The organism is Lentzea sp. DG1S-22 (genome assembly GCF_036321065.1).
GTDB classification, from domain to species: domain Bacteria; phylum Actinomycetota; class Actinomycetes; order Mycobacteriales; family Pseudonocardiaceae; genus Lentzea; species Lentzea jiangxiensis.
Window position 1 is genome coordinate 2501 of record NZ_CP143276.1, and the last position, 22082, is coordinate 24582.

At 69.5% G+C, this 22082-nt stretch carries 17 protein-coding genes and 2 rRNA genes (1 of these 19 cut by a window edge); 14 read left to right on the forward strand and 5 right to left on the reverse strand.

The window, feature by feature from the left end; genetic code table 11:
- The 4 genes from V1227_RS00010 to V1227_RS00025 all read left to right on the forward strand — a co-directional run.
- Nucleotides 1-2579 (forward strand): 23S ribosomal RNA (locus tag V1227_RS00010) (it extends 506 nt beyond the left edge of the window).
- A 94-nt stretch (nucleotides 2580-2673) separates the two neighbouring features.
- Nucleotides 2674-2790, forward strand: a 5S ribosomal RNA gene (gene rrf, locus V1227_RS00015).
- Between the two features lie 423 nt (nucleotides 2791-3213).
- Entirely contained in the window at nucleotides 3214-4755 is a 1542-nt protein-coding gene (locus V1227_RS00020; protein ID WP_329790327.1) for a deoxyguanosinetriphosphate triphosphohydrolase family protein, read from the forward strand.
- A 146-nt stretch (nucleotides 4756-4901) separates the two neighbouring features.
- Nucleotides 4902-7694 (forward strand): S8 family serine peptidase, encoded by a 2793-nt coding sequence (locus V1227_RS00025; protein ID WP_442916430.1) that lies wholly within the window; start codon nucleotides 4902-4904, stop codon nucleotides 7692-7694.
- Between the two features lie 121 nt (nucleotides 7695-7815).
- Here the strand turns inward: V1227_RS00025 and V1227_RS00030 are convergent, their stop codons facing one another.
- Nucleotides 7816-8718 carry a hypothetical protein gene (locus V1227_RS00030; protein WP_236220139.1) on the reverse strand — a complete coding sequence of 301 codons (903 nt, stop codon included), beginning with the start codon at nucleotides 8716-8718 and terminating at the stop codon, nucleotides 7816-7818.
- A gap of 334 nt (nucleotides 8719-9052) precedes the next feature.
- Here V1227_RS00030 and V1227_RS00035 point away from each other — a divergent pair, with 334 nt between their 5' ends.
- The 5 genes from V1227_RS00035 to V1227_RS00055 are packed head-to-tail and all read left to right on the forward strand — an operon-like array spanning nucleotide 9053 to nucleotide 11646.
- Complete coding sequence (locus V1227_RS00035; RefSeq protein WP_329790329.1) at nucleotides 9053-9733, forward strand: acVLRF1 family peptidyl-tRNA hydrolase; 681 nt, start codon at nucleotides 9053-9055, stop codon at nucleotides 9731-9733.
- Nucleotides 9720-10157 carry a hypothetical protein gene (locus V1227_RS00040; protein ID WP_329794224.1) on the forward strand — a complete coding sequence of 146 codons (438 nt, stop codon included), beginning with the start codon at nucleotides 9720-9722 and terminating at the stop codon, nucleotides 10155-10157. The genes V1227_RS00035 and V1227_RS00040 overlap by 14 nt, the downstream gene beginning before the upstream one ends.
- 10 nt (nucleotides 10158-10167) lie before the next feature.
- Nucleotides 10168-10671 (forward strand): SigE family RNA polymerase sigma factor, encoded by a 504-nt coding sequence (locus V1227_RS00045; protein ID WP_090105519.1) that lies wholly within the window; start codon nucleotides 10168-10170, stop codon nucleotides 10669-10671.
- A complete protein-coding gene (locus V1227_RS00050; protein ID WP_329790330.1) occupies nucleotides 10671-11141 on the forward strand; it encodes a hypothetical protein in 471 nt (156 codons plus the stop codon). The genes V1227_RS00045 and V1227_RS00050 overlap by 1 nt, the downstream gene beginning before the upstream one ends.
- Before the next feature lie 34 nt (nucleotides 11142-11175).
- Nucleotides 11176-11646 (forward strand): GNAT family N-acetyltransferase, encoded by a 471-nt coding sequence (locus tag V1227_RS00055; RefSeq protein ID WP_329790331.1) that lies wholly within the window; start codon nucleotides 11176-11178, stop codon nucleotides 11644-11646.
- On the opposite strand, the gene V1227_RS00060 is transcribed toward V1227_RS00055, so the two are convergent.
- Both V1227_RS00060 and V1227_RS00065 read right to left on the reverse strand, forming a co-directional pair.
- Complete coding sequence (locus tag V1227_RS00060) at nucleotides 11618-12235, reverse strand: NAD(P)-dependent oxidoreductase (RefSeq protein WP_329790332.1); 618 nt, start codon at nucleotides 12233-12235, stop codon at nucleotides 11618-11620. The genes V1227_RS00055 and V1227_RS00060 overlap by 29 nt on opposite strands.
- Complete coding sequence (locus V1227_RS00065; protein WP_329790333.1) at nucleotides 12232-13113, reverse strand: EamA family transporter; 882 nt, start codon at nucleotides 13111-13113, stop codon at nucleotides 12232-12234. The genes V1227_RS00060 and V1227_RS00065 overlap by 4 nt, the downstream gene beginning before the upstream one ends.
- 80 nt (nucleotides 13114-13193) lie before the next feature.
- On the opposite strand from V1227_RS00065, the gene V1227_RS00070 reads away from it, so the two are divergent.
- A complete protein-coding gene (locus tag V1227_RS00070) occupies nucleotides 13194-14069 on the forward strand; it encodes a LysR family transcriptional regulator (RefSeq protein ID WP_329793927.1) in 876 nt (291 codons plus the stop codon).
- Here the strand turns inward: V1227_RS00070 and V1227_RS00075 are convergent.
- Nucleotides 14066-14830, reverse strand: coding sequence for an SDR family oxidoreductase (locus tag V1227_RS00075; RefSeq protein WP_329790334.1), 765 nt, complete (start codon nucleotides 14828-14830; stop codon nucleotides 14066-14068). The genes V1227_RS00070 and V1227_RS00075 overlap by 4 nt on opposite strands.
- Before the next feature lie 172 nt (nucleotides 14831-15002).
- Between V1227_RS00075 and V1227_RS00080 the strand changes: the two genes are divergently transcribed.
- The 4 genes from V1227_RS00080 (at nucleotide 15003) to V1227_RS00095 (ending at nucleotide 19876) form a co-directional block, all read left to right on the forward strand.
- Nucleotides 15003-16631, forward strand: a complete 1629-nt coding sequence (locus tag V1227_RS00080) for an ABC-F family ATP-binding cassette domain-containing protein (RefSeq protein ID WP_329790335.1) — start codon at nucleotides 15003-15005, stop codon at nucleotides 16629-16631.
- A 174-nt stretch (nucleotides 16632-16805) separates the two neighbouring features.
- The gene (locus tag V1227_RS00085; protein ID WP_030473247.1) at nucleotides 16806-17015 is read left to right on the forward strand and encodes a helix-turn-helix domain-containing protein; all 210 of its coding nucleotides are present in this window, start codon (nucleotides 16806-16808) and stop codon (nucleotides 17013-17015) included.
- Between the two features lie 59 nt (nucleotides 17016-17074).
- Nucleotides 17075-17887: an enoyl-CoA hydratase/isomerase family protein gene (locus V1227_RS00090; protein ID WP_329790336.1), complete on the forward strand. Its 813-nt coding sequence runs from the start codon at nucleotides 17075-17077 to the stop codon at nucleotides 17885-17887.
- 90 nt (nucleotides 17888-17977) lie between these two features.
- Entirely contained in the window at nucleotides 17978-19876 is a 1899-nt protein-coding gene (locus V1227_RS00095) for an ABC transporter ATP-binding protein (RefSeq protein ID WP_329793928.1), read from the forward strand.
- Between the two features lie 617 nt (nucleotides 19877-20493).
- Here the strand turns inward: V1227_RS00095 and V1227_RS00100 are convergent.
- Nucleotides 20494-22062 carry a penicillin-binding transpeptidase domain-containing protein gene (locus V1227_RS00100; protein ID WP_329790337.1) on the reverse strand — a complete coding sequence of 523 codons (1569 nt, stop codon included), beginning with the start codon at nucleotides 22060-22062 and terminating at the stop codon, nucleotides 20494-20496.
- Nucleotides 22063-22082: the final 20 nt, after the last annotated feature.

The window sequence follows — 22082 nt, forward strand, 5'->3', positions numbered from 1 at the left end:
CTAAGCCTAAATACTCCCTGGTGACCGATAGCGGACTAGTACCGTGAGGGAAAGATGAAAAGTACCCCGGGAGGGGAGTGAAATAGTACCTGAAACCGTGTGCCTACAATCCGTCGGAGCCTTTAGGGGTGACGGCGTGCCTTTTGAAGAATGAGCCTGCGAGTTAGTGCTACGTGGCGAGGTTAACCCGTGTGGGGTAGCCGTAGCGAAAGCGAGTCTGAATAGGGCGTTTAGTCGCGTGGTCTAGACCCGAAGCGGTGTGATCTAGCCATGGCCAGGGTGAAGCGCGGGTAAGACCGCGTGGAGGCCCGAACCCACCAGGGTTGAAAACCTGGGGGATGAGCTGTGGTTAGGGGTGAAAGGCCAATCAAACACCGTGATAGCTGGTTCTCCCCGAAATGCATTTAGGTGCAGCGTCGCATGTTTCACCGCGGGGGTAGAGCACTGGATGGTCTAGGGGGCCCACAAGCTTACCGAAATCAACCAAACTCCGAATACCGTGGTGTGAGAGTGCGGCAGTGAGACTGCGGGGGATAAGCTTCGTAGTCGAGAGGGAAACAGCCCAGAACGCCAGCTAAGGCCCCTAAGTGTGTGCTAAGTGGGAAAGGATGTGGGGTCGCACAGACAGCCAGGAGGTTGGCTTAGAAGCAGCCACCCTTTAAAGAGTGCGTAATAGCTCACTGGTCAAGTGGTCCTGCGCCGACAATGTAGCGGGGCTTAAGCACACCGCCGAAGCTGTGTCATTTCGAGCTTGACTCGGGATGGGTAGGGGAGCGTCGTGTAGCGGTTGAAGCGGCGGAGTAATCCAGCCGTGGACGCTATGCGAGTGAGAATGCAGGCATGAGTAGCGAAAGACGAGTGAGAAACTCGTCCGCCGGATGACCAAGGGTTCCTGGGCCAGGCTAATCCGCCCAGGGTAAGTCGGGACCTAAGGCGAGGCCGACAGGCGTAGTCGATGGACAACGGGTTGATATTCCCGTACCCGTGTGAACGCGCCCATGATGAACCTTGTGATACTAACCGCCCAAAGCACCTGCGAAAGTCCTTCGGGACCTAGTGGACTGTGGAGCGCGGGACCTGAACTTGTAGTAGTCAAGCGATGGGGTGACGCAGGAGGGTAGCTCCGCCAGTGAGTGGTAGTACTGGTGCAAGCGTGTAGGGCGAGTTGTAGGCAAATCCGCAACTCATCAAGCCTGAGACGTGATGCGTAGCCGATTGAGGCGAAGTAGAGTGATCCCATGCTGCCGAGAAAAGCCTCTAGCGAGCTTTCACGCGGCCCGTACCCCAAACCGACACAGGTGGTCAGGTAGAGAATACCGAGGCGATCGGGCGAACTGTGGTTAAGGAACTCGGCAAAATGCCCCCGTAACTTCGGGAGAAGGGGGGCCAGAGGACTTGAAGCCCTTCGCGGGCTAGGGTCAGCTGGCCGCAGAGACCAGCGAGAAGCGACTGTTTACTAAAAACACAGGTCCATGCGAAGTCGCAAGACGATGTATATGGACTGACGCCTGCCCGGTGCTGGAACGTTAAGGGGACCGGTTAGTCACTTTGTGGCGAAGCTGAGAACTTAAGCGCCAGTAAACGGCGGTGGTAACTATAACCATCCTAAGGTAGCGAAATTCCTTGTCGGGTAAGTTCCGACCTGCACGAATGGCGTAACGACTTCTCGACTGTCTCAACCGCAGGCCCGGCGAAATTGCATTACGAGTAAAGATGCTCGTTACGCGCGGCAGGACGGAAAGACCCCGGGACCTTTACTATAGCTTGGTATTGGTGTTCGATTCGGCTTGTGTAGGATAGGTGGGAGACTGTGAAGCGCTGACGCCAGTCAGTGTGGAGTCATCGTTGAAATACCACTCTGGTCGTATTGGATGTCTAACCTCGGTCCGTGATCCGGATCAGGGACAGTGCCTGGTGGGTAGTTTAACTGGGGCGGTTGCCTCCCAAAGAGTAACGGAGGCGCTCAAAGGTTCCCTCAGCCTGGTTGGCAATCAGGTGTCGAGTGCAAGTGCACAAGGGAGCTTGACTGTGAGACTGACGGGTCGAGCAGGGACGAAAGTCGGAACTAGTGATCCGGCCATGGCTTGTGGAAGCGTGGTCGCTCAACGGATAAAAGGTACCCCGGGGATAACAGGCTGATCTTCCCCAAGAGTCCATATCGACGGGATGGTTTGGCACCTCGATGTCGGCTCGTCGCATCCTGGGGCTGGAGTAGGTCCCAAGGGTTGGGCTGTTCGCCCATTAAAGCGGTACGCGAGCTGGGTTTAGAACGTCGTGAGACAGTTCGGTCCCTATCCGCCGCGCGCGTAGGATACTTGAGGAAGGCTGTCCCTAGTACGAGAGGACCGGGACGGACGGACCGCTGGTGTGCCAGTTGTTCTGCCAAGAGCATTGCTGGTTGGCTACGTTCGGAAGGGATAACCGCTGAAGGCATCTAAGCGGGAAGCTCGTTCCAAGATGAGGTATCCCACCCTTCGTGGGTTAAGGCCCCCAGCTAGACCACTGGGTTGATAGGCCAGAGGTGGAAGACCGGTAACGGTTGGAGCTGACTGGTACTAATAGGCCGAGGACTTGTTACGAAGACGCTACGCATCCACTGTGCGGTTCTGGAAGAACAACCAGAACCGATCGAGCCCCCGGCTTCGGGGTGCTGGTTGTATATTTCCATAGTGTTTCGGTGGTTATAGCGTTGGGGAAACACCCGGTCCCATTCCGAACCCGGTAGTTAAGCCCTTCTGCGCCGATGGTACTGCACTGGTTACGGTGTGGGAGAGTAGGTCGCCGCCGAACTTCTTTCGACAAAGCCCCTGCGGGTTGAGCGCCACAAGCGCTCCCCGCAGGGGCTTTGTCGTTTCCCAGACAGGTCCAGGACGCGGATCCCAAGCACTTCCCATGCATCACCACTCCACCCATCACCGCGCCGGCAGCGCCGCGCTGGCCGCACCGGCCGCGCCGCCCGCTACCGGGCCGGCCAGCTCTTCGAAGTGCAGCCGGCTCTCGGGAGTAGCGCCAGCGCACAGAACTGACGCCAGCGCTCGGCAAGGCAGCTCTTCCCTCGATCGGGTGAACACTGGCCGGATTCGCGTCCTTCCCCGTCTAGTAGTCATTTCCATCGGCCGGAGAGGTGTCCCAAAACCATGGTCATCTTCGTCGCGCAATGAGGAAGACGCGTGGGGCGCCGGCGGCTCGTGGCTGCCGGGTACCTTCTCTCCCATGCACAACGAGCAACGCGCCGCCCGCCGTTCGGCCGGAGTGGGCAGGACGGCAGACCTCGCCACGAACCCGTTCCGGGTCGACCGGGACAGGGTCGCGAGCTCCCCGTTCTTCGCGAGGCTCGGCGGGGTCACGCAGGTCGTCAGCTCTACCGGCTCCGGCCTGCTCGTGCACAACCGCCTCACCCACAGCCTCAAGGTGGCGCAGGCGGCACGCGCCATCGCCGAACGCCTCACCGCCCGCCCCGAGCTGACCGCGGTCCTGGAGAAGCTCGGCGGCTGCGACCCGGACGTGGTGGAGGCGGCGGCGCTCGCGCACGACCTCGGCCACCCGCCGTTCGGGCACCTCGGCGAGCAGGTGCTGGACCGGCTGGCGCGGCACCGGTTCGGGTTGCCGGACGGGTTCGAGGGCAACGCGCAGTCGTTCCGCATCATCACGACCACCGACGTGCGGGGGCCCAAGGCGCTCGGGCTCGACCTGACGGTCGCGGTGCGGGCGGCGATGTTGAAGTACCCGTGGACGCGACGGCAGTCGCTCGGGCTCGCGGTGGCGCCGCGTGGTGCGTCGGAGCCGGAGGACATGCCGGGCACCGGCAGCTCCAAGTTCTCCGCGTACGTCACGGAGATCAACGACCTGCGGCAGGCGCGCGAGCCCTTCGAGGGGCGGATCGAGTCGTGGCAGCAGACCGTCGAGGCCAGCGTCATGGACACCGCGGACGACATCGCCTACGCGATCCACGACCTTGAGGACTTCCACCGGGTCGGGGTGTTGCAGCACGCGACGGTCGCCGCGGAGCTCGGGACGTGGCAGGCGCAGGCGCTCGACCTCGCCGGGTTGAGCGACGCGGACCTGAGTGCGGAGATCCGGATGCCGGGGCGGTCGTTGGAGACGTTGCGGCGGCGCCTGCACTTCAAGGACTCCTGGGTGATGAGCGACGAGGCGTTCGCGTTGGCGGTGCGCAAGGTCAGCAAGGAGCTCGTCGACGGGTTGCTGGCGGTGCCGTTCGACGGCTCGGTCGAGGCCGAGCAGGCGGTTGCCGGGTTCAGCGCGCGGTGGACGCGCCGGCTCGTGGACGCGGTCGGGGTGATCGAGGAGCCGACGCCGCGGTCCGGGCACGTCGTGCTCGCGGTGCAGCAGTGGCACGAGGTGCAGGTGTTGAAGTTCGTCCACCGGCGGTTCGTGTTGCTGCGGCCCGACCTCGCTCTGCACCAACGTGGACAGGCGCGTTTGCTCTCATCCCTGGTGGACGCTTTGGAGCAGTGGGTGACCGATCGGGCGGAGGCGGACCGGTTGCCGCGCAGGCTGCACGACCTCGTGGAGCTGGCCGAAACGGAGTACGCGGCGCTGGCCCGGACGGAGCCGTCCACATTGGTCGGCGCGACGGGCGAGGTGCCCGCCGGGCCTGACGCGGTCAGGGGATTGGCTCGTGGGCGTGCTGTCGTGGACTTCATCGCGTCGCTCACGGACAACCAGGCGGCCGCTCTGCTGGAAGCCCTTTCCGGGCGAACCGGTCAGTTGTGGACTGACGCGTTTGTTCTGTGAAGTGTGATTGCGTCTGCTCAGTGGGAAGTAGCCCAATCGGATGCTGACTGTGATCAGCCGGGCACCATACGTTGGCGCCTCGACCGGGAATCACCGGTCGCAGGCTGCGTGCTCGGGGGCACGCCAACGTTCGGGGGAGAAGCCCTGTGCGCCGATCGCGAAGAGGCACTTCGTTAGTCACCGCAGGTACAGCAGTTCTTCTGGCCGCACTTACGTCAGTCACGCCCGCGTCCGCTGACCCGGTCAAGGCGTCGAAGTCCATCACCGACCGCACCGCCGCTCAGATCGCGGCGCTGCAGAGCATCAAGAAGTCGCTCACCCCGGCTGAGTCCAAAGTGGACAGCACGTTGGTGGTGGAGGCCCGCAAGCGCGCGTCGGCGGCGACGACGAGCGGCCTTCCGCAGGTGCAGACCGGCGTCGCCGTGACGCCGCAGTCCACGACGCTGGTCGACATCCGCGCCAAGCACTACTCCGAGGACCTGGTCGGCGCTGTCCGCGCGGCGGGCGGACAGATCCGGGCCGTGTCCCCCGAGCACCGCACCGTGCGTGCCGAGGTCCCGGTCGCGAAGATCGCCGAGATCGCCGGGCGTTCCGACGTCGCCCGCGTCGAGCCCGGCAGTGACGCGATGACGCAGGACCTGAAGAACAAGCGGGACGCCAAGGCCCGCAAGCAGGCTCCGTCCAAAGAGGACAAGGCTCGCGAGGTCGAGCGCCGGCTGTCCGAGAAGCAGCTGTCGGTGCAGGCGGCCAAGGTCGCCGAGAGCGACAAGGCGCACGCCGCCGAGGCCGCGCGCGGGACGTACCGCGTCACCGGTGTCGGCGTGAAGCTCTGCGCCCTGTCCGACGGCGTGAACTCGCTGGCCGTGTCGCAGGCCGCGGGTGAGCTGCCGGCCGTCGACATCGTGCCGGGTCAGGCGGGTTCCGGTGACGAGGGCACCGCGATGCTCGAGATCCTGCACGACCTCGCGCCCAACGCCGAGCTCGGCTTCGCCACGGCGTTCAACGGCGACGCGAGCTTCGCGGACAACATCAAGAAGCTGCGCTTCGACCTCGGCTGCGATGTCATCGTTGACGACGTCATCTACTTCAACGAGTCGCCGTTCCAGGACGGCATCATCGCGCGTGCCGTCGACGCGGTCGCCGCGGACGGCGCGGTGTTCTTCTCCAGCGCCGGCAACCAGGGCAACGTCGCGGACGGCACCGCCGGCCACTACGAGGGCCAGTTCGTCGACTCCGGTGCGGGCGTGGGCAAGTTCGCCGGCTCCGCGCACGACTTCAACCCGGACCCCAACGCGAAGCAGCTGTTCAACCCGCTGTCGAACTACTCCGGCGACAGCCCCGTGACGCTGCACTGGGCCGACCCGCTCGGCCAGTCGTTCAACGACTACGACCTGTACCTGGTCAACTCCCAGGGCAACGTTGTCACCTTCTCGCAGAACAACCAGGACGGCGCGCAGGACCCGTTCGAGCGCATCAACACCCCGAGCAGCTCGACGGGCACGCGCCTCGCGGTCGTGAAGTACCGCGGTGAAGACAAGTACTTCGCGTTGTCGTTGTTCGGTGGCCGCTTCGCCAACTCCAACGACGGGCTGAAGAAGTTCGTCACGCCCGGCATGACCCGCGGCCACTCGGCGGCCAAGGGCGCGATCTCCGTCGCGGCCGCTCCCGCCGCCGCGGCACTGCCGTTCGACCTGGAGCCCGGCGACCCCGCCAACCCGAAGGGCCCGTACCCCAACGCCTTCGACGGCACGCAGAAGCCGGAGCGCTTCACCTCCGACGGTCCGCGCAAGACCTTCTTCGCGCCCGACGGCACGCCGCTCGCCGAGACCCGCCAGAAGCCGGACATCACCGCGGCCGACGGTGTGACGACGTCCGTGCCGGGCTTCACGACGTTCTACGGCACGTCCGCCTCCGCGCCGAACGCCGCCGCGATCGCCGGCCTGATCCTGTCCGGCAACCCGACCCTGACGCCCGCCGAGGTCAAGGAAGCCCTTGTCACCACGGCGATCGACATCGTCGAGTCCGGTGTGGACAACCGCACCGGCGCCGGCGTCGTGATGGCCGACAGGGCACTGGAGTACACGGGCGCCTCGCCGCAGGCCCTGGCCCGTGCGCAGAAGCCGACGATCGTCAACGACGCCGACGGCAGCCAGTACCTGAAGCCGGGCACCACCGCCACGGTCACGGTCCCGGTCGCCAACGGCGGTGACGGCTCAGCCGCCTCGACCTCGGTCGTGCTGTCGACGACGACGCCGGGCGTCACCATCGCGCCGCGCTCCAAGTACTACGGCAACATCGACCCGGGCCAGACCGTCAGCAACACCTACAAGGTGTCCGTGCCGGCCTCGGCCGCGCTCGGCTCGGCGGTCAAGCTCGACGCGCGCGTGACCTACGCGGGCTCGACGTCACCGACGGCGGCTTCGTTCACGTTCCGCATCGGTGAGCCGTCGCGCGAGTTCAAGACGTTCGCCTACACCGGTGCGCCGGTGGCCATCCCGGACAACGACCAGACCGGTGTCTCGATCGCGGTGCCCGTCACGGGTGTCGGCGGGGCGTCGAACCTGAAGTTCTCCGTGGACGGCGCGACCTGCTCGTCCACCGAGGGCTCCACGACGGTGGGCATCGACCACACCTTCGTGGGTGACCTGGTGGGCACGCTGACCTCGCCGGCGGGCAAGTCCGTGACGCTGTTCTCGCGCTCCGGCGGCACCGGCAACAACATCTGCCAGGCCGTGTTCGACGACTCGGCCGCGCGCCCGTTCTCCTCGGTCCTGAGCGGCGAGGCGCCGTTCACCGGGTCGTGGCAGGCCGGTGGCCAGCTGTCCTCGCTGCTGGCGGACTCCGCCGACGGCAACTGGACGTTCAAGGTCGCCGACGTGGTGGGCTCGGACCGCGGTTCCGTCCGGTCCGTGACGCTGCACGTGGCCGGCTGGGTGTGACGAGCTAGCTGACCAGTGGGAGGCCCTCGGCTCACGAGCCGGGGGCCTTCCTGTCGTTCCACCGGGCGGAGAAGCGAAAAGGGCGCCTCCCGCGAACGGGAAGCGCCCCTGTCAGGCCTGGCTAGCGGTTCGGCCACTCCCAGCGGATGCCGAACACGCCCGGTCCGAACCCGAGCGCCACGGCGTGCACGCCGCCGCCCGAGTCCAGGGTGAGGTTGCGGCGCCGCGAGGGCGTCTCGTCGCCCGCGGGCACGCTGTACTGCTGCACGCGCGAGGGCAGGTTCGCCTCGTCGAAGCGGACCTCGATCACGTACTCCCGCACCGGCAGGCGGAACTTGCGCGCGAACGTGTTGTTGCCCTTGGGGGCGTGGCCCTCGGGGAACACCAGCTGGTATTCCATGATGAGGGTCTCGCCCCTGGCCAGGGGACGTTCGAACATCATCTCCGCGACCATGATGTTGGCCTCGTGGTCGCGGGCGATGCGGCCTAGGTGGCAGTTGCGCACGTTCACGATCTCGGGGAGCACGTCGGACTCCTCGGTCTCGAACACGAGCGCCCAGCGGTCCGGGCCGTCCTGCTCGGCGCGCAGGATCTGGCGCACCCACACGGACTTCTGCCCGCCGTCGGCAGAGATCTCGATGCGGTCGTGCTGGCTGATCCTGCCGAGCTTCAGGTCGGAGGACGTGTCGACCTTCGAGAGCAGGTTCGCGACCCGCTCACGACGCGCCCAGAGGGCGTCGATCGGCATCATCGTCGTCGGGCGGCAGCGGCGGCCTCGCGGACGAGGTGGGCCGAGCAGCGCCGACAGACCCGACTGGGGCACGCCCAGGACCGACTCGAGGTGCCGCAGCGCCTCCAGCGATTCGGGGCGTTCAGGCCTTCGGCGTCCTGACTGCCAGTAGCTGAGCGTCGCGACGCTGATGGTGACGCCGCGCAGTGCCAACCGGTGCTGGATGCGGTCGAGGCTGAGCCGGCTCGCCTTGATCGCCGCCCTCAACGCCTCCGGGAACGGTCCCGTCGTCAAGAGCTGCGTAAGGCTGCCGTGGCCCGTTGAGTCCGTGTCATCAACGGCCAGTGTTGGTCGACCGGCAGCAGTCGTCATGGTGACTCCCCGCTGTCATAAGATCACGCCCCAGTGACCCTACCCGTCCGTGAACATCGCTGGTCGGAGCCGGATGGAGTCAATGGTTAATCCATACGGTTCATGAGTTCACGCTTTCGAGTCTCATCTGTCAAGCATTACGAACCCATCGGTAACATCCGGATGCTGTTCACGCCCTGTGTCGAGGTGGTTCTACTGTGTGTGCGGTGACCGACCTCACGGCCTTCGACGACCCGCCGCACCTCCCGGTTCCCCGGTGAGCCGCGTCCGGCCGGTTCCCGGCGGGCGGGCGGTCGAAGTCGAGCCCGAGCGGGTGGCGGGGTGGATCCGGCGGTTCGCCGACCGGCACGGTGAGATCGACGTCCACGTGCGCGAGACCGAGGTGGAGATCGTCGCCGAAGACGGCGCGAGGGCCACCTTCACCACGCGCGGTGGAGCCTCTGCGGAAGAGGTGGTTGAAAGGTTGGCGGAACCCCGCCGGATCGGGCTCGTGCTCGTCCGGCTCGGCGGTCACAGCGTCGGCGTGGCGTTCGGTGCGAGGGTCGAGGTCTCCGCCACGGACCGCAAGCAGGTCCACGGGCGCATCAGGGCAGGCGGGTGGTCGCAGCAGCGGTTCGCGCGGCGCCGGGAGGGCCAGGCCCGCGTCGCGCTGCAGGCCGCCGCGGACGACGTGGCGCGCGTCCTCGTGCCGCGGCTCGCCGAACTCGACTCGGTCGTGCTCGGCGGTGACCGGCAGGCGCTGGACGTCCTGCGCGACGACCGCAGGCTCTCGGGCGTCTTCGCCAAAGCCGAGGACCGCGTCCTGGACGTGCCGGAACCCCGGCGCTCGGTGCTGGACGAGGCCGCCCGGCGCGCCCGCTGCGTCGAGATCGTGATCCAGGACACACGGGCAACCGGACCGGCGGCCGGCCGCATGGATACGGGTGAGGGTGCCTGAACCGGGCGCCACCGACCTGCTGGAGCTGCAAGTGCGCAAACGAATGGTGATCGTGGCCGGAGCGGTCGCGCTGGGTGCCGTCGGCATCGCGGTGCCCGCGCTGGCGTTGAGCGGTGGCGACGACGCGCCCCAGCCCACGACCTCGGCCCCGCCGGCGCCGTCGACCACGCCCGCCGTGCCGTCGACCTCGCCGGACGCGCTGCCGCCGTCCTCCTCCGTCCTGCCGACGCCGCTGCCGACCACCCCGCAGCACCCGCCGACGTCCCAGCCCCCGGCGCCGACCTCCTCGATCCTGCCGACGCCGCTGCCGACCACGTCGGCCCGGCCCGCGGTGCCCACCACGCCGTCCGCGACCCGGCCCGGGCCGACCACCTGGACCCCTCCCGCGACGACGCCCCCGGTGTCGTCGACCCCGGCCGGGTGAGGAGCACCCGCTGAACTGGGAGACCGAGTTCACCGACTGCTTCGACCGGTGCGCCGACTCGATGCGCTTCACGGCGTACCTGCTGTGCGGCAACTGGCACGAGGCGGAGGACGTCATGCAGTCGGCGTTCTTGAAGCTGTACCTGGCCGGTCCGAAGATGAGCGACCGGTCGGGGCTCGAACCGTACCTGCGCCAGATCGTCGTGCGGACGTTCCTCGCCGAACGCCGCAAAGTGCGGTGGCGCAGGGAGAAGCTGACTGACACACCTCCCGAGGGCCTGTCCTCCGTCGCGGGGGCGGAGGACAGGCTCGTGGTGTGGCAGGCGCTCACCGCCGTGCCCGCACGGCAGCGCGCTGTCCTCGTGCTGCGCTTTTGGCACGATCTCGGCGTCGAGGACACCGCCGCCGCGCTGAACTGCTCCACGGGCACGGTGAAGTCGCAGACCAGCAAGGGCCTGGAGACGCTGCGGCGCAAGCTCGGGCCGGAGTTCGACCACCTGAGGCTGGAGGTGTGATGGTTCGCGAAGACGACCTGAGGGCGACTTTCTCCGCTCTGCACCAGGACGCGGAGGCGCCGCCGCGTGCCGTCACGGCTGCCGACCTCATCCGGCGCGGCCAGGCCGTGCGCTCGCGCCGCCGCACCGTCGCCGTCGTGGGCACCGGGCTCGCCACCGCGGGCGTCGTGGCCGTGGCACTGGCCGTGCTGCCGGCCGCGAAGCCCTCCGAACCCGCGACGCCGCCGCTGCCGTCCACGACGTCCGCGCCGCCGACGCCCTCCCCGGTGTCGCCGACGCCGGCGCCGGGCTCGGTCGGGGCGACGCCGACGACGGTCCGGTCCCCGGACCCGACCGGCCCGCCGCGGTCGACGAGGGTGCCGGACCCGCCGTCCAGCCCGCAGGCGCCGCCCATGAGCAACCCGCAGACGTCCGTTCCGCCGGCCAACTCGTCGGGCCTGCTCTCCACGCGACCTTCGCCGACCGGCTGAGGAGCCGGCCGGCGGGGCGGCACAATCCGGCGCCATGAGCGCTCAGATCCGCCTGGTCGAGATCACCGACGCCAACCGCGACGCCGTGGTCGCCGTGCGCGTGCATCCGGCACAGGACCGCTTCGTCGCGTCCGTCGAGAAGTCGTTCCGCGACGCCGAGGAGAACCCCGACGCCAACCCGTGGTTCCGCGCCGTCTACGACGGCGAGGAGCCCGTCGGGTTCGTCATGCTCAGCTGGGACGTGACGCCGGGGCCGGGGCTCATCGGGCCGTACTACCTGTGGCGCCTGCTCGTGGGCGCCGGGCACCAGGGTCGCGGCTACGGCACCGCGATCCTGCGCGAGGTCGTGGCGCTGCTGCGGGCCGGGGACGTTCCCGAACTGCTGACCAGCTGCGTACCCGGGGAGGGCTCGCCCGAACCGTTCTACCGCGGCTTCGGTTTCGTGCCGACCGGGGAGACCGACGAGGACGGCGAGGTCATCCTGCGGCTGGACCTGCGACGGTGAAGTGCCGGTCGGTGCCGGGGGCCTCCAGCTCGTCGACGACCGCCACCGCCATGTCCTCCGCCGAGATCGACGACGGGCAGGTGAGCATCTCGGTCGTGCCGCGGCGGTAGGTGCCGGTGCGCGCACCGGGTTCCAGGAGCGCGGGCGGGCTCAGGTAGACCCAGTCGGCCCCGTGCGCCCGGCACGCTTCGAGCTGGCGCAGGCTCGCCTCCGCGATCGGGCGGATGTGCGGTGGCACGTAACGGTCGTCGTCGAGCACGAGACCCGTTCCGCCGGGCGTGCGCAGCGGAGCGGCGCCACCGACGACCAGCACCCGTGCGCCGGTCGTGCGTGCCGCGTCGAGGAGCGCCGTCGTGGTGGGCCCGGTCGTGGCCTCCTGTCCCGGCCGCGGTCTGGTCGCCAGCACCACACCGTCCACTCCGGACAGGATGCCGGCCATCAGTTCCCTGTCGGCGGCGTCGCCGCGGACGACGTGCGCGCCGGGAGCCGCGGTGCGGTGCACCGCTGTCACGTCGTGCCCGCGCCTGAGCGCCTCCGCGACGACCCGCGATCCGACCATGCCGGACGCGCCGACGACTGCGATCTTCACCGGAGAGCTCCTTCGACGAGAACGGGTGCCGGTCGCTGGCCGGCGACGATCGCGGCGAGGGCGAGGGCGAAACCGGTGAGCTGCACCGGGTCCAGGGTCTCGCCGAGGACGACGACGCCGAGCAGCGCGGCGGACATGGGGGAGAGCAGGCCGAGCATCGAGACGGACGTGACCGGCAGCGTGGTGACGGCGCGGAACCACAGCACGTAGGCGAGCAGCCCGCCGACGCCGCCGAGCCACAGGTAGCCGATCAGCGCCTGCGGGCCGATCGCGGGCGGCGGGCCCTCGAAGAGGAACGTCACCGGCAGCAGGAACACACCGCCCGCGGTGAGCTGCCAGCCCGCGAACGCCGTCGGTCCCACGCCGGCGGGCCTGCCCCACTTCTTCGTCAGCGTCACGCCGAGCGCCATCGTCGCGGCGCCGGCCAGCCCGGCCAGCACGCCGACGAGGTCCAACCCGGCCGCCGGCCCGAGCACCACGAGCCCGACGCCGACCAGCCCCACGACGCCCCAGGCGAACCGCCAGGCCGACGGGCTCTCCCTGAGCACCCCGACCGCCAGCAACGCCACCACGAGCGGCTGAGCGGCCCCCAGGGTGGCCGCGACGCCACCGGGCAGGCGTTCGGCCGCGACGAACAGGAACGGGAAGAACATCCCGATGTTGAGCACGCCCAGCGCCGCCGCCCGCGCCCACCACGCGCCGTGCGGCAGCGTCCGGGTCAGCGCCACGGCGATCAGCCCCGCCGGGAGCGCGCGGAGCAGGCCCGCGAACAACGGGTGTCCCGCCGGCAGCAGTTCGGTCGTGACCACGTAGGTCGAACCCCAGACCACCGGCGCGAACGCCGCCAGTGCGAGCCGGGGTAGGTCGGTGTTTCTCACGCTTTCCAGTGTTGTTTTCCTGCGTCGATGAGTCCAACACATGCTTTTCATCCGATCCATCGTGATTGAAGATGGATGTCGTGGAGCTCCAGCAGATGCGGTACGTGGTGGCGGTGGCCGAGACGGGCAGCTTCACGAAGGCGGCCCGGCGGTGCCTCGTCGTCCAGTCGGCCCTGAGCCACCAGATCGCGCGCCTCGAACGTTCGCTGGGCGCGCGGCTGTTCGAGCGCACCAGCCGCAGCGTCCGGCTGACCCCGGCCGGAGCGGCGTTCCTGCCGGCCGCGCGGCAGTGCCTCGACTTCGCCGAGCGGGCCGTCGCCGAGGTCGCCGCGGCGGTGGGGGAGGTGCGCGGCCGGGTCGTGGTGGGGGTGATCCCCACGGTCGCCGCGGTGGACCTGCCCGCCGCGCTGAAGGTGTTCCGCGAGCGCTATCCGCAGGTGCGGGTGGCGTTGCGGATGCTGCCCAGCCACGAGCTCGTCGAGCAGGTGCGGCAGGGGGCGCTGGACCTCGCGTTCCTCGGGCTGCCGCCCGGCGTGCGGCCGGAGGGGGTGCGGGGGCGGGAGCTGGCGCGCGACGAGCACGTGGCCGTGGTGGCGCCCGGTCACCCGTTCGCGTCCCGGGAGTCGGTGACGCTGGAGGTGATGGCGTCCGAGCTGTTCGCGGACTTCCCGGTGGCGTCTCCCGGGCGGTCGCAGTCGGACCAGGCCTTCGCTTCGGCCGGGGTGGACCGCGAGGTGGCGTTCGAGGTGACGACCGCGGAGCTGATGGCCGGGCTGATCCGGGAGGGGCTGGCGGTGGCGGTGCTGCCGTCGAAGTACGCGCCGCGGTTGAACGGGGTGGTGACCCTGCCGGTGGTGGACGGGCCGTCCCGGGTGGAGCACCTGGTGTGGAGCGCGGCCGGGCCGACCCCGGCCGCGGCCGCGTTCCTCGAGGTGCTGGGAGTGGAGCCGGGCTAGCCCGCGGTACCCGTCGACAGCAGGCCGCCGTCGACCCGCACGGTCTCCCCGGTGATCCAAGAAGCCGCGTCGGAGCACAGGAAAGCCACAAGAGAGGCGACGTCCTCAGGCGTTCCGAGACGCTTCATCGGGTACTGCTGCGCCGCCTCCTCCTCGCGGCCCACGTACAGCGCCTCGGCGAACTTCGTCTTCACGACGGCCGGCGCGACGGCGTTCACGCGCACCTTCGGGCCGAGCTGCCACGCCAGCTCCTCGGTGAGGCGGATCAGGGCGGCCTTCGAGGCGCCGTACGCGCCGATGACGCCCGTGGAGCGGATGCCGCCGATCGAGGCGACGTTCACGACCGCGCCGCCGTGCTCGCCCATCCACGCCTTCCACGCCAGCTGGATGAAGCCGAGCGTGGCCACGACGTTGACGTCGAAGATCTTCCGGACGGCGTTGAGGTCGGCCTCCATCAGGAAGCCGAACTGCGGGTTGATGCCCGTGTTGTTGACGAGCACGTCGAGGCGGCCGAACTCCTCGACGGTGCGCGTGACGGCCTCCTCGCGGGACGCGTCGTCACCGGCGTTGCCCTGGACCGCGAGGACGCGGCCGCCGGTGCCGGCCGCGAGCTGCCCGGCCGCCTCGGCGAGCTGGTCGGCCTTGCGGCCGGTGATGGTGACGGAGGCGCCGCGGGAGAGGAGCTCGCGTGCGATGCCGTAGCCGATGCCGCGGGACGCTCCGGTGACCAGCGCCGCCTTGCCCGAGAAGTCTTCGCTCATGCGCGGCAATCTATGCGTCCGGCCACAGGCGGGAAATTCGATGGTCGCGATCCCGTAGACTGGTTCGCGTGATCCTCCTGGAGTAGGCCGAACCGGACGTGCCATCCCTTTGCCGTGCCCGGCTGTGCCGATTTCCCAGACGCACAGAAACGTATGCCTCCCGGAGTTCCTCTTGATCACCGCAACCGACATGGAGTTGCGCGCGGGCTCACGCATTCTCGTGAGCGGCGCCAACCTGCGCGTCCAGCCCGGCGACCGCATCGGCCTCGTGGGCCGCAACGGCGCCGGCAAGACCACCTCGCTGCGCGTTCTCGCCGGTGAGGGCGAGCCGTACGCCGGCACCATCATGCGCAAGGGCGCGCTCGGCTACCTGCCGCAGGACCCGCGCGAGGGCGACCTGTCCGTCATCGCGAAGGACCGGGTGCTGTCCGCACGCGGTCTCGACCAGCTCCTGCGCGACATGGAGAAGGCCCAGACGAAGATGGCCGAGCTCGTCGACCCGGCCGAGCTCGACGTCGCCGTCACGAGGTACGGCAAGCTCGAGGAGCGCTTCGCCGCGCTCGGCGGGTACGCGGCCGAGTCCGAGGCCGCCCGCATCTGCTCGAACCTCGGCCTGCCCGACCGCGTTCTCGCCCAGCCGCTCAGCACGCTGTCCGGTGGTCAGCGCCGCCGCGTCGAGCTGGCGCGCATCCTGTTCGCCGCCTCCGAGGCCGGTGTCGGCGCGAAGTCGAGCACGATCCTGCTGATCGACGAGCCCACGAACCACCTCGACGCCGACTCGATCACGTGGCTGCGCGGCTTCCTGAAGTCCCACGACGGCGGTCTCGTCGTGATCTCGCACGACGTCGAACTGCTCGACGACGTCGTGAACAAGGTGTGGTTCCTCGACGCGATCCGCGGTGAGGTCGACATCTACAACCTCGGCTGGAAGAAGTACCTCGAAGCCCGTGCGACGGACGAGAAGCGCCGTCGCCGCGAGCGCGCCAACGCCGAGAAGAAGGCCGGCGCGCTGATGACGCAGGCCGCCAAGATGGGCGCGAAGGCCACGAAGGCCGTCGCGGCGCAGAACATGGCGAAGCGCGCGCAGAAGCTGCTCGACGGTCTCGACGACGTGCGCCAGAGCGACAAGGTCGCGAAGATCAGCTTCCCGGCGCCCGCGCCGTGCGGCAAGACCCCTTTGATGGCAGAGGGTCTGAGCAAGTCCTACGGGTCGCTGGAGATCTTCACCGGTGTCGACCTCGCGATCGACAAGGGCTCCCGCGTCGTCGTGCTCGGCTTCAACGGTGCCGGCAAGACGACGCTGCTGCGGTTGCTCGGCGGCAGCGAGAACATGGACGCGGGCAAGGTCGTCCCCGGCCACGGCCTGAAGATCGGCTACTTCGCCCAGGAGCACGAGACGCTCGACCACAACGCGTCGGTGTGGGAGAACATCCGCCACATGGCGCCGGATGAGCAGGAGCAGCGGCTGCGGTCGCTGCTCGGCACGTTCCTGTTCAGCGGTGAGCAGCTCGACCAGCCCGCGGGCACGCTGTCCGGTGGCGAGAAGACGCGACTGGCGCTCGCCGGCCTGGTGTCGTCGGCCGCGAACGTGCTGCTGCTCGACGAGCCCACGAACAACCTCGACCCGGCTTCGCGCGAGCAGGTGCTCGACGCGTTGCGGCGCTACGAGGGCGCGGTCGTCCTCGTGACGCACGACCCCGGAGCGGTCGAGGCGCTGGAACCCGAGCGGGTGATCCTGCTGCCCGACGGCACCGAGGACCACTGGTCCGAGGACTACCTCGAGCTCGTCCAGCTCGCGTGATCTCCACCCGTCAAAGGACTACCGAGCGCGTTCTGTGATCAACTGAGCGTGATCGATTCGACCGTTCGGCGATCTCTTTGCTTGATCACCTGGCGTTCTGCCGGTTCCTGTTCGATCATTGCGACGACAGGGGCCGTAGAACGGCCCACCTGCTCGTACGGAAGGCGGGACAAGGTGGCTGACCTGAAGAAGGGTGCCCGGATCACCGGCGCCACGCGGGACAAGCTGGCCGCTGACCTGAAGAAGAAGTACGAAAAGGGCGCGAGCATCCGGGCTTTGGCGGAGAGCACCGGGCGTTCCTACGGCTTCGTGCACCGGGTTCTGTCGGAATCCGGGGTCACGCTGCGCGGTCGCGGTGGCGCCACCCGGACGAAGAAGAAGTAGCGACGACCCAGACTGCTACTCTCCGGTAACTAGCTTCTAGTTCGCCGGAGGTAACCACCATGCCAGTGCCTTCCATCGACGCTGGTGTGCTCGAGCGCGGTGGCGTTCGGCTCGCGATCTCGGGGCCGCGCGCGACCATCACGCTCGATCGTCCCGACGTGCTCAACGCGCAGACGCCCGCCACGTGGCAGGCGTTGCGGCACATCGGCGAACAGCTGGACCCGGACGTCCGCGTCGTGGTCGTCCGGGGCTCCGGCCGCGCCTTCTCGGCGGGGTTGGACCGGCGCATGTTCACCGGTGAGCCCGTCGACGGCGAACCCGGTGGTCTCGGAGCGATCCTGGCGCTGTCTCCGGAGGAGGCCGACGCCCGCATCGCGTCGTACCAGGCCGGGTTCAGCTGGCTGCGCGACCCGGCACGCGTGACGATCGCCGCGGTGCACGGGCACGCCATCGGCGCGGGTTTCCAGCTGGCGCTGGCGTGCGACTTCCGCGTGCTCGCCGAGGACGCGCAGTTCTGCATGGCCGAGACCGGGCTGGGTCTGGTGCCCGACCTCGGCGGCACGCTGCCGTTGGTGCGACTCGTGGGGTACTCGCGCGCGGCCGAGATGTGCGTGACGTCCCGCCGGGTGCCGGCGGAGGAGTCGCTGCGCATCGGCCTCGCGAACTCCGTCGTGCCCGCCGGCGAGCTCGACGGCGCCGTCGACGCGCTCGTGACCGCCGTGCTGAAGTCGCCCGCGGGTGCCGTCGCGGAGACGCTCGGGCTGATCGCGTCCGCGGCGTCCGGTGTCGACGCCGAGGCGCAGCTCGCGCTGGAACGCGCCGCCCAGCTGCGCCGGCTGCGGTCGTTCGCGGCCCTGTCCGCTCAAAGCTGAAACTTTCCGGCGCTCTGGCAGCGCTCGACGGAATTGTCGGACCGCTGTGCTGTTCTAGTCAGCGTGGACGGCTACAGCTCCTGGCGATTCATGATGGGGGTCACCTCCGACGCACCCGCGAAGGTGCGCCGGGGAACCTTCCGGCGCGTGCTGGCCTTCGCCCGGCCCCACCGGGCGAAGCTGGTGGTGTTCCTCCTGCTGACGGTGGTGTCGGCGGCCCTCGCGGTGACGACGCCGCTGCTGGCGGGCCGCGTGGTCGACGCGATCGTGCGCGGGTCGAACCCCTCCGTCGTGGTGTGGCTCGCCGTGGTGATCGCGGTGATCGCCCTGACCGACGCCGGTCTGGGCGTCGTCGAGCGCTGGCAGTCGACCCGCATCGGTGAAGGCCTGATCTACGACCTGCGCCGAGCCGTGTTCGGCCACGTGCAGAAGATGCCCGTCGCGTTCTTCACCCGCACGCGCACCGGTGCGCTCGTGTCACGCCTGAACAACGACGTGATCGGCGCCCAGCGCGCGTTCACGTCCACGCTGTCCGGGTTCGTCACGAACATCATCCAGCTGGTACTGGCGCTGGGCGTCATGTTCGCGCTGTCGTGGCAGGTCACCGCCCTGGCGCTGGTGCTGCTGCCGGTGTTCGTGCTGCCCGCCAAGCGCATGGGCAAGCGGATGGCGGAGATGCAGCGCGAGGCGTCGAGCCTGAACGCTTCGATGGTCACGCAGTCGACGGAGCGCTTCTCCGCTCCCGGCGCGACCCTGGTGAAGCTGTTCGGCCGCCCCGACCGCGAGGAGCGGGAGTTCGGCGAGAAGGCGGCGAAGGTCCGCGACATCGGCATCCGGACCGCGATGGCCACCCGCTGGTTCATGACCGGTCTGACGCTGGTGTCGTCGCTGGCCCAAGCCCTGGTCTACGGCCTGGGCGGGTACCTGGCGCTGACCGGGCACCTCGCCGCCGGCGCCGTGGTGTCGCTGGCGCTGCTGCTCACGCGCCTGTACGCGCCGCTGACCGCGCTCGCGAACGCCCGCGTCGACCTGATGACGGCGCTGGTGTCGTTCGAACGCGTCTTCGAGGTGCTCGACCTCGACCCGATGATCAAGGAAAGCGAGAACCCGCGCACGGTGCCCGACGGCCCGGTGTCGGTCGAGTTCTCCGACGTCCGCTTCGCCTACCCGTCCGCGGACAAGGTGTCGCTCGCCTCGCTGGAGTCGGTGGCCACCCTGGACACCCGCGGCGGCGAGGAGGTGCTGCACGGCGTCAGCTTCGAGGCCCTCGCGGGCCAGCTCGTCGCCGTGGTCGGCTCGTCCGGCGCCGGCAAGTCGACGCTGGCGTCCCTCGTACCACGCCTGTACGACGTCGACTCCGGTGCCGTGCGGCTGTCCGGAGTGGACGTCCGCGACCTGTCGTTCGACTCGCTGCGCGCCACCGTCGGCGTGGTGACGCAGGACGGCCACCTGTTCCACGACACGATCCGCGCGAACCTCGAGTACGCCTCACCCGGCGCGTCCGACGAGGAGCTGTGGGACTCGCTGCGCCGCGCCCGCCTGCTCGGCCTGGTCGCCTCGCTGCCCGACCAGCTGGACACCGTCGTCGGCGAACGCGGCTACCGCCTCTCCGGCGGCGAACGCCAACGCCTGACCATCGCCCGCCTGCTCCTCGCCAAGCCGCGCGTCGTGATCCTCGACGAGGCCACCGCCCACCTCGACTCGGAGTCGGAGGCGGCGGTGCAGGAAGCGCTGACCGAGGCCCTGCACGGCCGCACCGCCCTGGTGATCGCGCACCGGCTGTCGACCATCCGTAACGCCGACCAGATCCTGGTGCTCGAGCACGGCGAGATCGTCGAGCGCGGCACGCACACCGAGCTGATGGCGGCCGAGGGCCGCTACGCGGACCTCTACAACACGCAGTTCGCGCAGCCGCCGGTGGTCGGGGTGTTCCCGACGCCGAAGTTCAGCGAGCGGGCCGGGGTGGCGGAGGTGGCGCAGAGGCCTTGACGGGGCGGACGCGCTGACGGCGCGGACGCCCTGACGGGGCGGACGCCTTGGCGGCGCGGACGCCTTGGCGGCGCGGACGCCTTGGCGGCGCGGACGGGCTGGCGGCGCGGACGGGCTGGCGGCGCGGACGCCCTGACGGGCGGGCGGCTCGCGTCGCGGGCCGGGCTGTGGGCTGGGCGGACTGTGGGACTGGCTGGGGACTGACCACAGGGGCGGCTCGGCGGGCTGGCCTGGCTGGCCGGGCTGCGCGGGGTGTGGAGCTGGGCTGGCTGGGACTGGCCGCGGGTGAGGCTCGGCGGGCACGGCCATGCGGCTGGCCCGGCTGCGCGGGCTGGCCGCGCTGTGGAGCTGGCCGCGCTGTGGAGCTGGCCGCGCTGTGGAGCTGGGCGGGCGCGAGCTGCGGGGCTGGCTGGTGCTGGCTGCGGCTGAAGCCCGGCGGGCACTGCCATGAGGGCTGGCAGAGGCTCTGCGCGCGTCAGGCGCGGTTGTCGGCGTGGTGAAGTGCGCCGCTGCCGCCTCCGTCGTCGCTGCCGCTGCGCCCGCCGCTCCGCCTCCGCCCCCTGCTCTGCCGACCCGTGCCCTGCCCGGCTTTCCGCCCCGGCCCTCTCCGCCGCCGGTCAGCCCTTGAGGAACGCCGCCGTCGCGGTCAGCGCGCTCTGCGACGAACCGGCGTTCTCGACGAAGACCGCGAACGCCACGTTGCCCTGGTAGCCGACGAACCAGCCGTGCTCGGTGCCGCCGCCCGCCTCCGCGGTGCCCGTTTTCCCCGCCAGGCCGGGAATTCCGGCCAGCTGCTTGGCCGTGCCGCCGGTGACGACCTCGCGCATCATCGCGCGCAACGGCTGCAGGACCGCCGGGGGAGGAGCGGCCGCCACGTCGTTCGGTGTCGAGGGCTTGCCGCGCATCAGCGTGGGCTTGGGCTGCTTGCCGGAGACGACGGTCGCGGCGACGAGCGCCATGCCGAACGGGCTCGCGACCACGTTGCCCTGGCCGAAGCTGTTCTCCACCTGCTGGTCGCCGGTCGCGGGCGGCACCTTGCCGGTGTTCGTGTCGGCGCCGGAGATCGTCCAGTCGGCTCCCAGTCCGAAGCGCTTCGCCATGTCCGGCAACGCGTTCGGCCCCAGTTTCAGGCCCAGCTCGCCGAAGGTCGTGTTGCAGGACAGCGCGAACGCCGTGTGGAACGGCAGGCTGTCGTGGCCGAAGCCCGCGTTGCTGATCGTGCGCGTGCCGACGGTGTCGGTGGCGGGGCAGGGGAGCGCGGTGTTCGCCTGGACCAGGCCCGCGTTCAGGGCCGCCGCCGCGGTGACGATCTTCAACGTCGATCCGGGGGCGTAGCGGCCGACGAACGGGTTGGTGCCGCTCAGAGCCTTGTTCTGCGCCACGGCGAGGATCTCGCTCGTCGAGGCCTCGATCGCCACGATCGCCGCGCCCTTCGGCAGGGCGTCGACGGCGGCCTGGGCGGCTGCCTGGCGGGCCGGGTCGAGGGTGACGGTGATCTTCTGGCCGCCCTCGGGCTTCTTGCCGTCCAGCGCGGTGAAGGTCGCGCCGGAGCTGATGCCGACCTCCCAGCCGTCGGTGCCCTGCACGTCGCCGACCGAGCCGGTGATCGACTTGTAGAGGCCGTCCGGGATCGCGTTCTGGACGAGCGGCTTGCCGTCACGGCCCAGCAGGGCGCCGTCGGCCAGCGCCTTGCGGAAGACGAGCGAGGCGCCCTCGGTCAGCTGCGGGTGGATCAGCGCCGGGGTCCAGTGGACCTTCCAGGTGCCGCCCGCACGCGTCATCGGGACCTTGACGTCGTACTTGAGCCGGCTGGAGTTCGGCATCGTCCACGTGACGGCCGCGGTGAGCTCGGTGGTGGTGGCGTCCGCCGCCGGCGGTTCGGCCGCGGCCAGCTGTGCCTGGTAGACGGAGGTGCTCATGCCGGCCTTCGTGGCCTCCAGGGCCGGTACCGCCGCGTCCGGCGCGTCGATGAACGGCGCGGCGCTGGCCGGACCGGAGAACGCCCTGGTCAAGAACGACTGGGCCACCTGCGACGGCGTCTCCGGGGTCTTCACCTGCGACCCCCCGCCCGGTGCGTCCGCGGCCGTCGTGCCGCCGGACCACAGCAGCGCGCCCCCCACGCCGACAATGGTCGCCGTGGCGAGCGCGCCGCCGATCAGGATCCATCTGCGCGTTCTCTGCTCCACCGGTGAAGTCCCCCCCATGT

What these genes read in the sequence shown, in the direction of transcription:
- V1227_RS00020 (WP_329790327.1), top strand. Translation starts at nt 3,214, where the DNA reads ATGCACAACGAGCAACGCGCCGCCCGCCGTTCGGCCGGAGTGGGCAGG.
- V1227_RS00050 (WP_329790330.1), top strand. Translation starts at nt 10,671, where the DNA reads ATGGTTCGCGAAGACGACCTGAGGGCGACTTTCTCCGCTCTGCACCAG.
- V1227_RS00055 (WP_329790331.1), top strand. Translation starts at nt 11,176, where the DNA reads ATGAGCGCTCAGATCCGCCTGGTCGAGATCACCGACGCCAACCGCGAC.
- V1227_RS00075 (WP_329790334.1), bottom strand. Translation starts at nt 14,830, where the DNA reads ATGAGCGAAGACTTCTCGGGCAAGGCGGCGCTGGTCACCGGAGCGTCC.
- V1227_RS00090 (WP_329790336.1), top strand. Translation starts at nt 17,075, where the DNA reads ATGCCAGTGCCTTCCATCGACGCTGGTGTGCTCGAGCGCGGTGGCGTT.
- V1227_RS00095 (WP_329793928.1), top strand. Translation starts at nt 17,978, where the DNA reads ATGATGGGGGTCACCTCCGACGCACCCGCGAAGGTGCGCCGGGGAACC.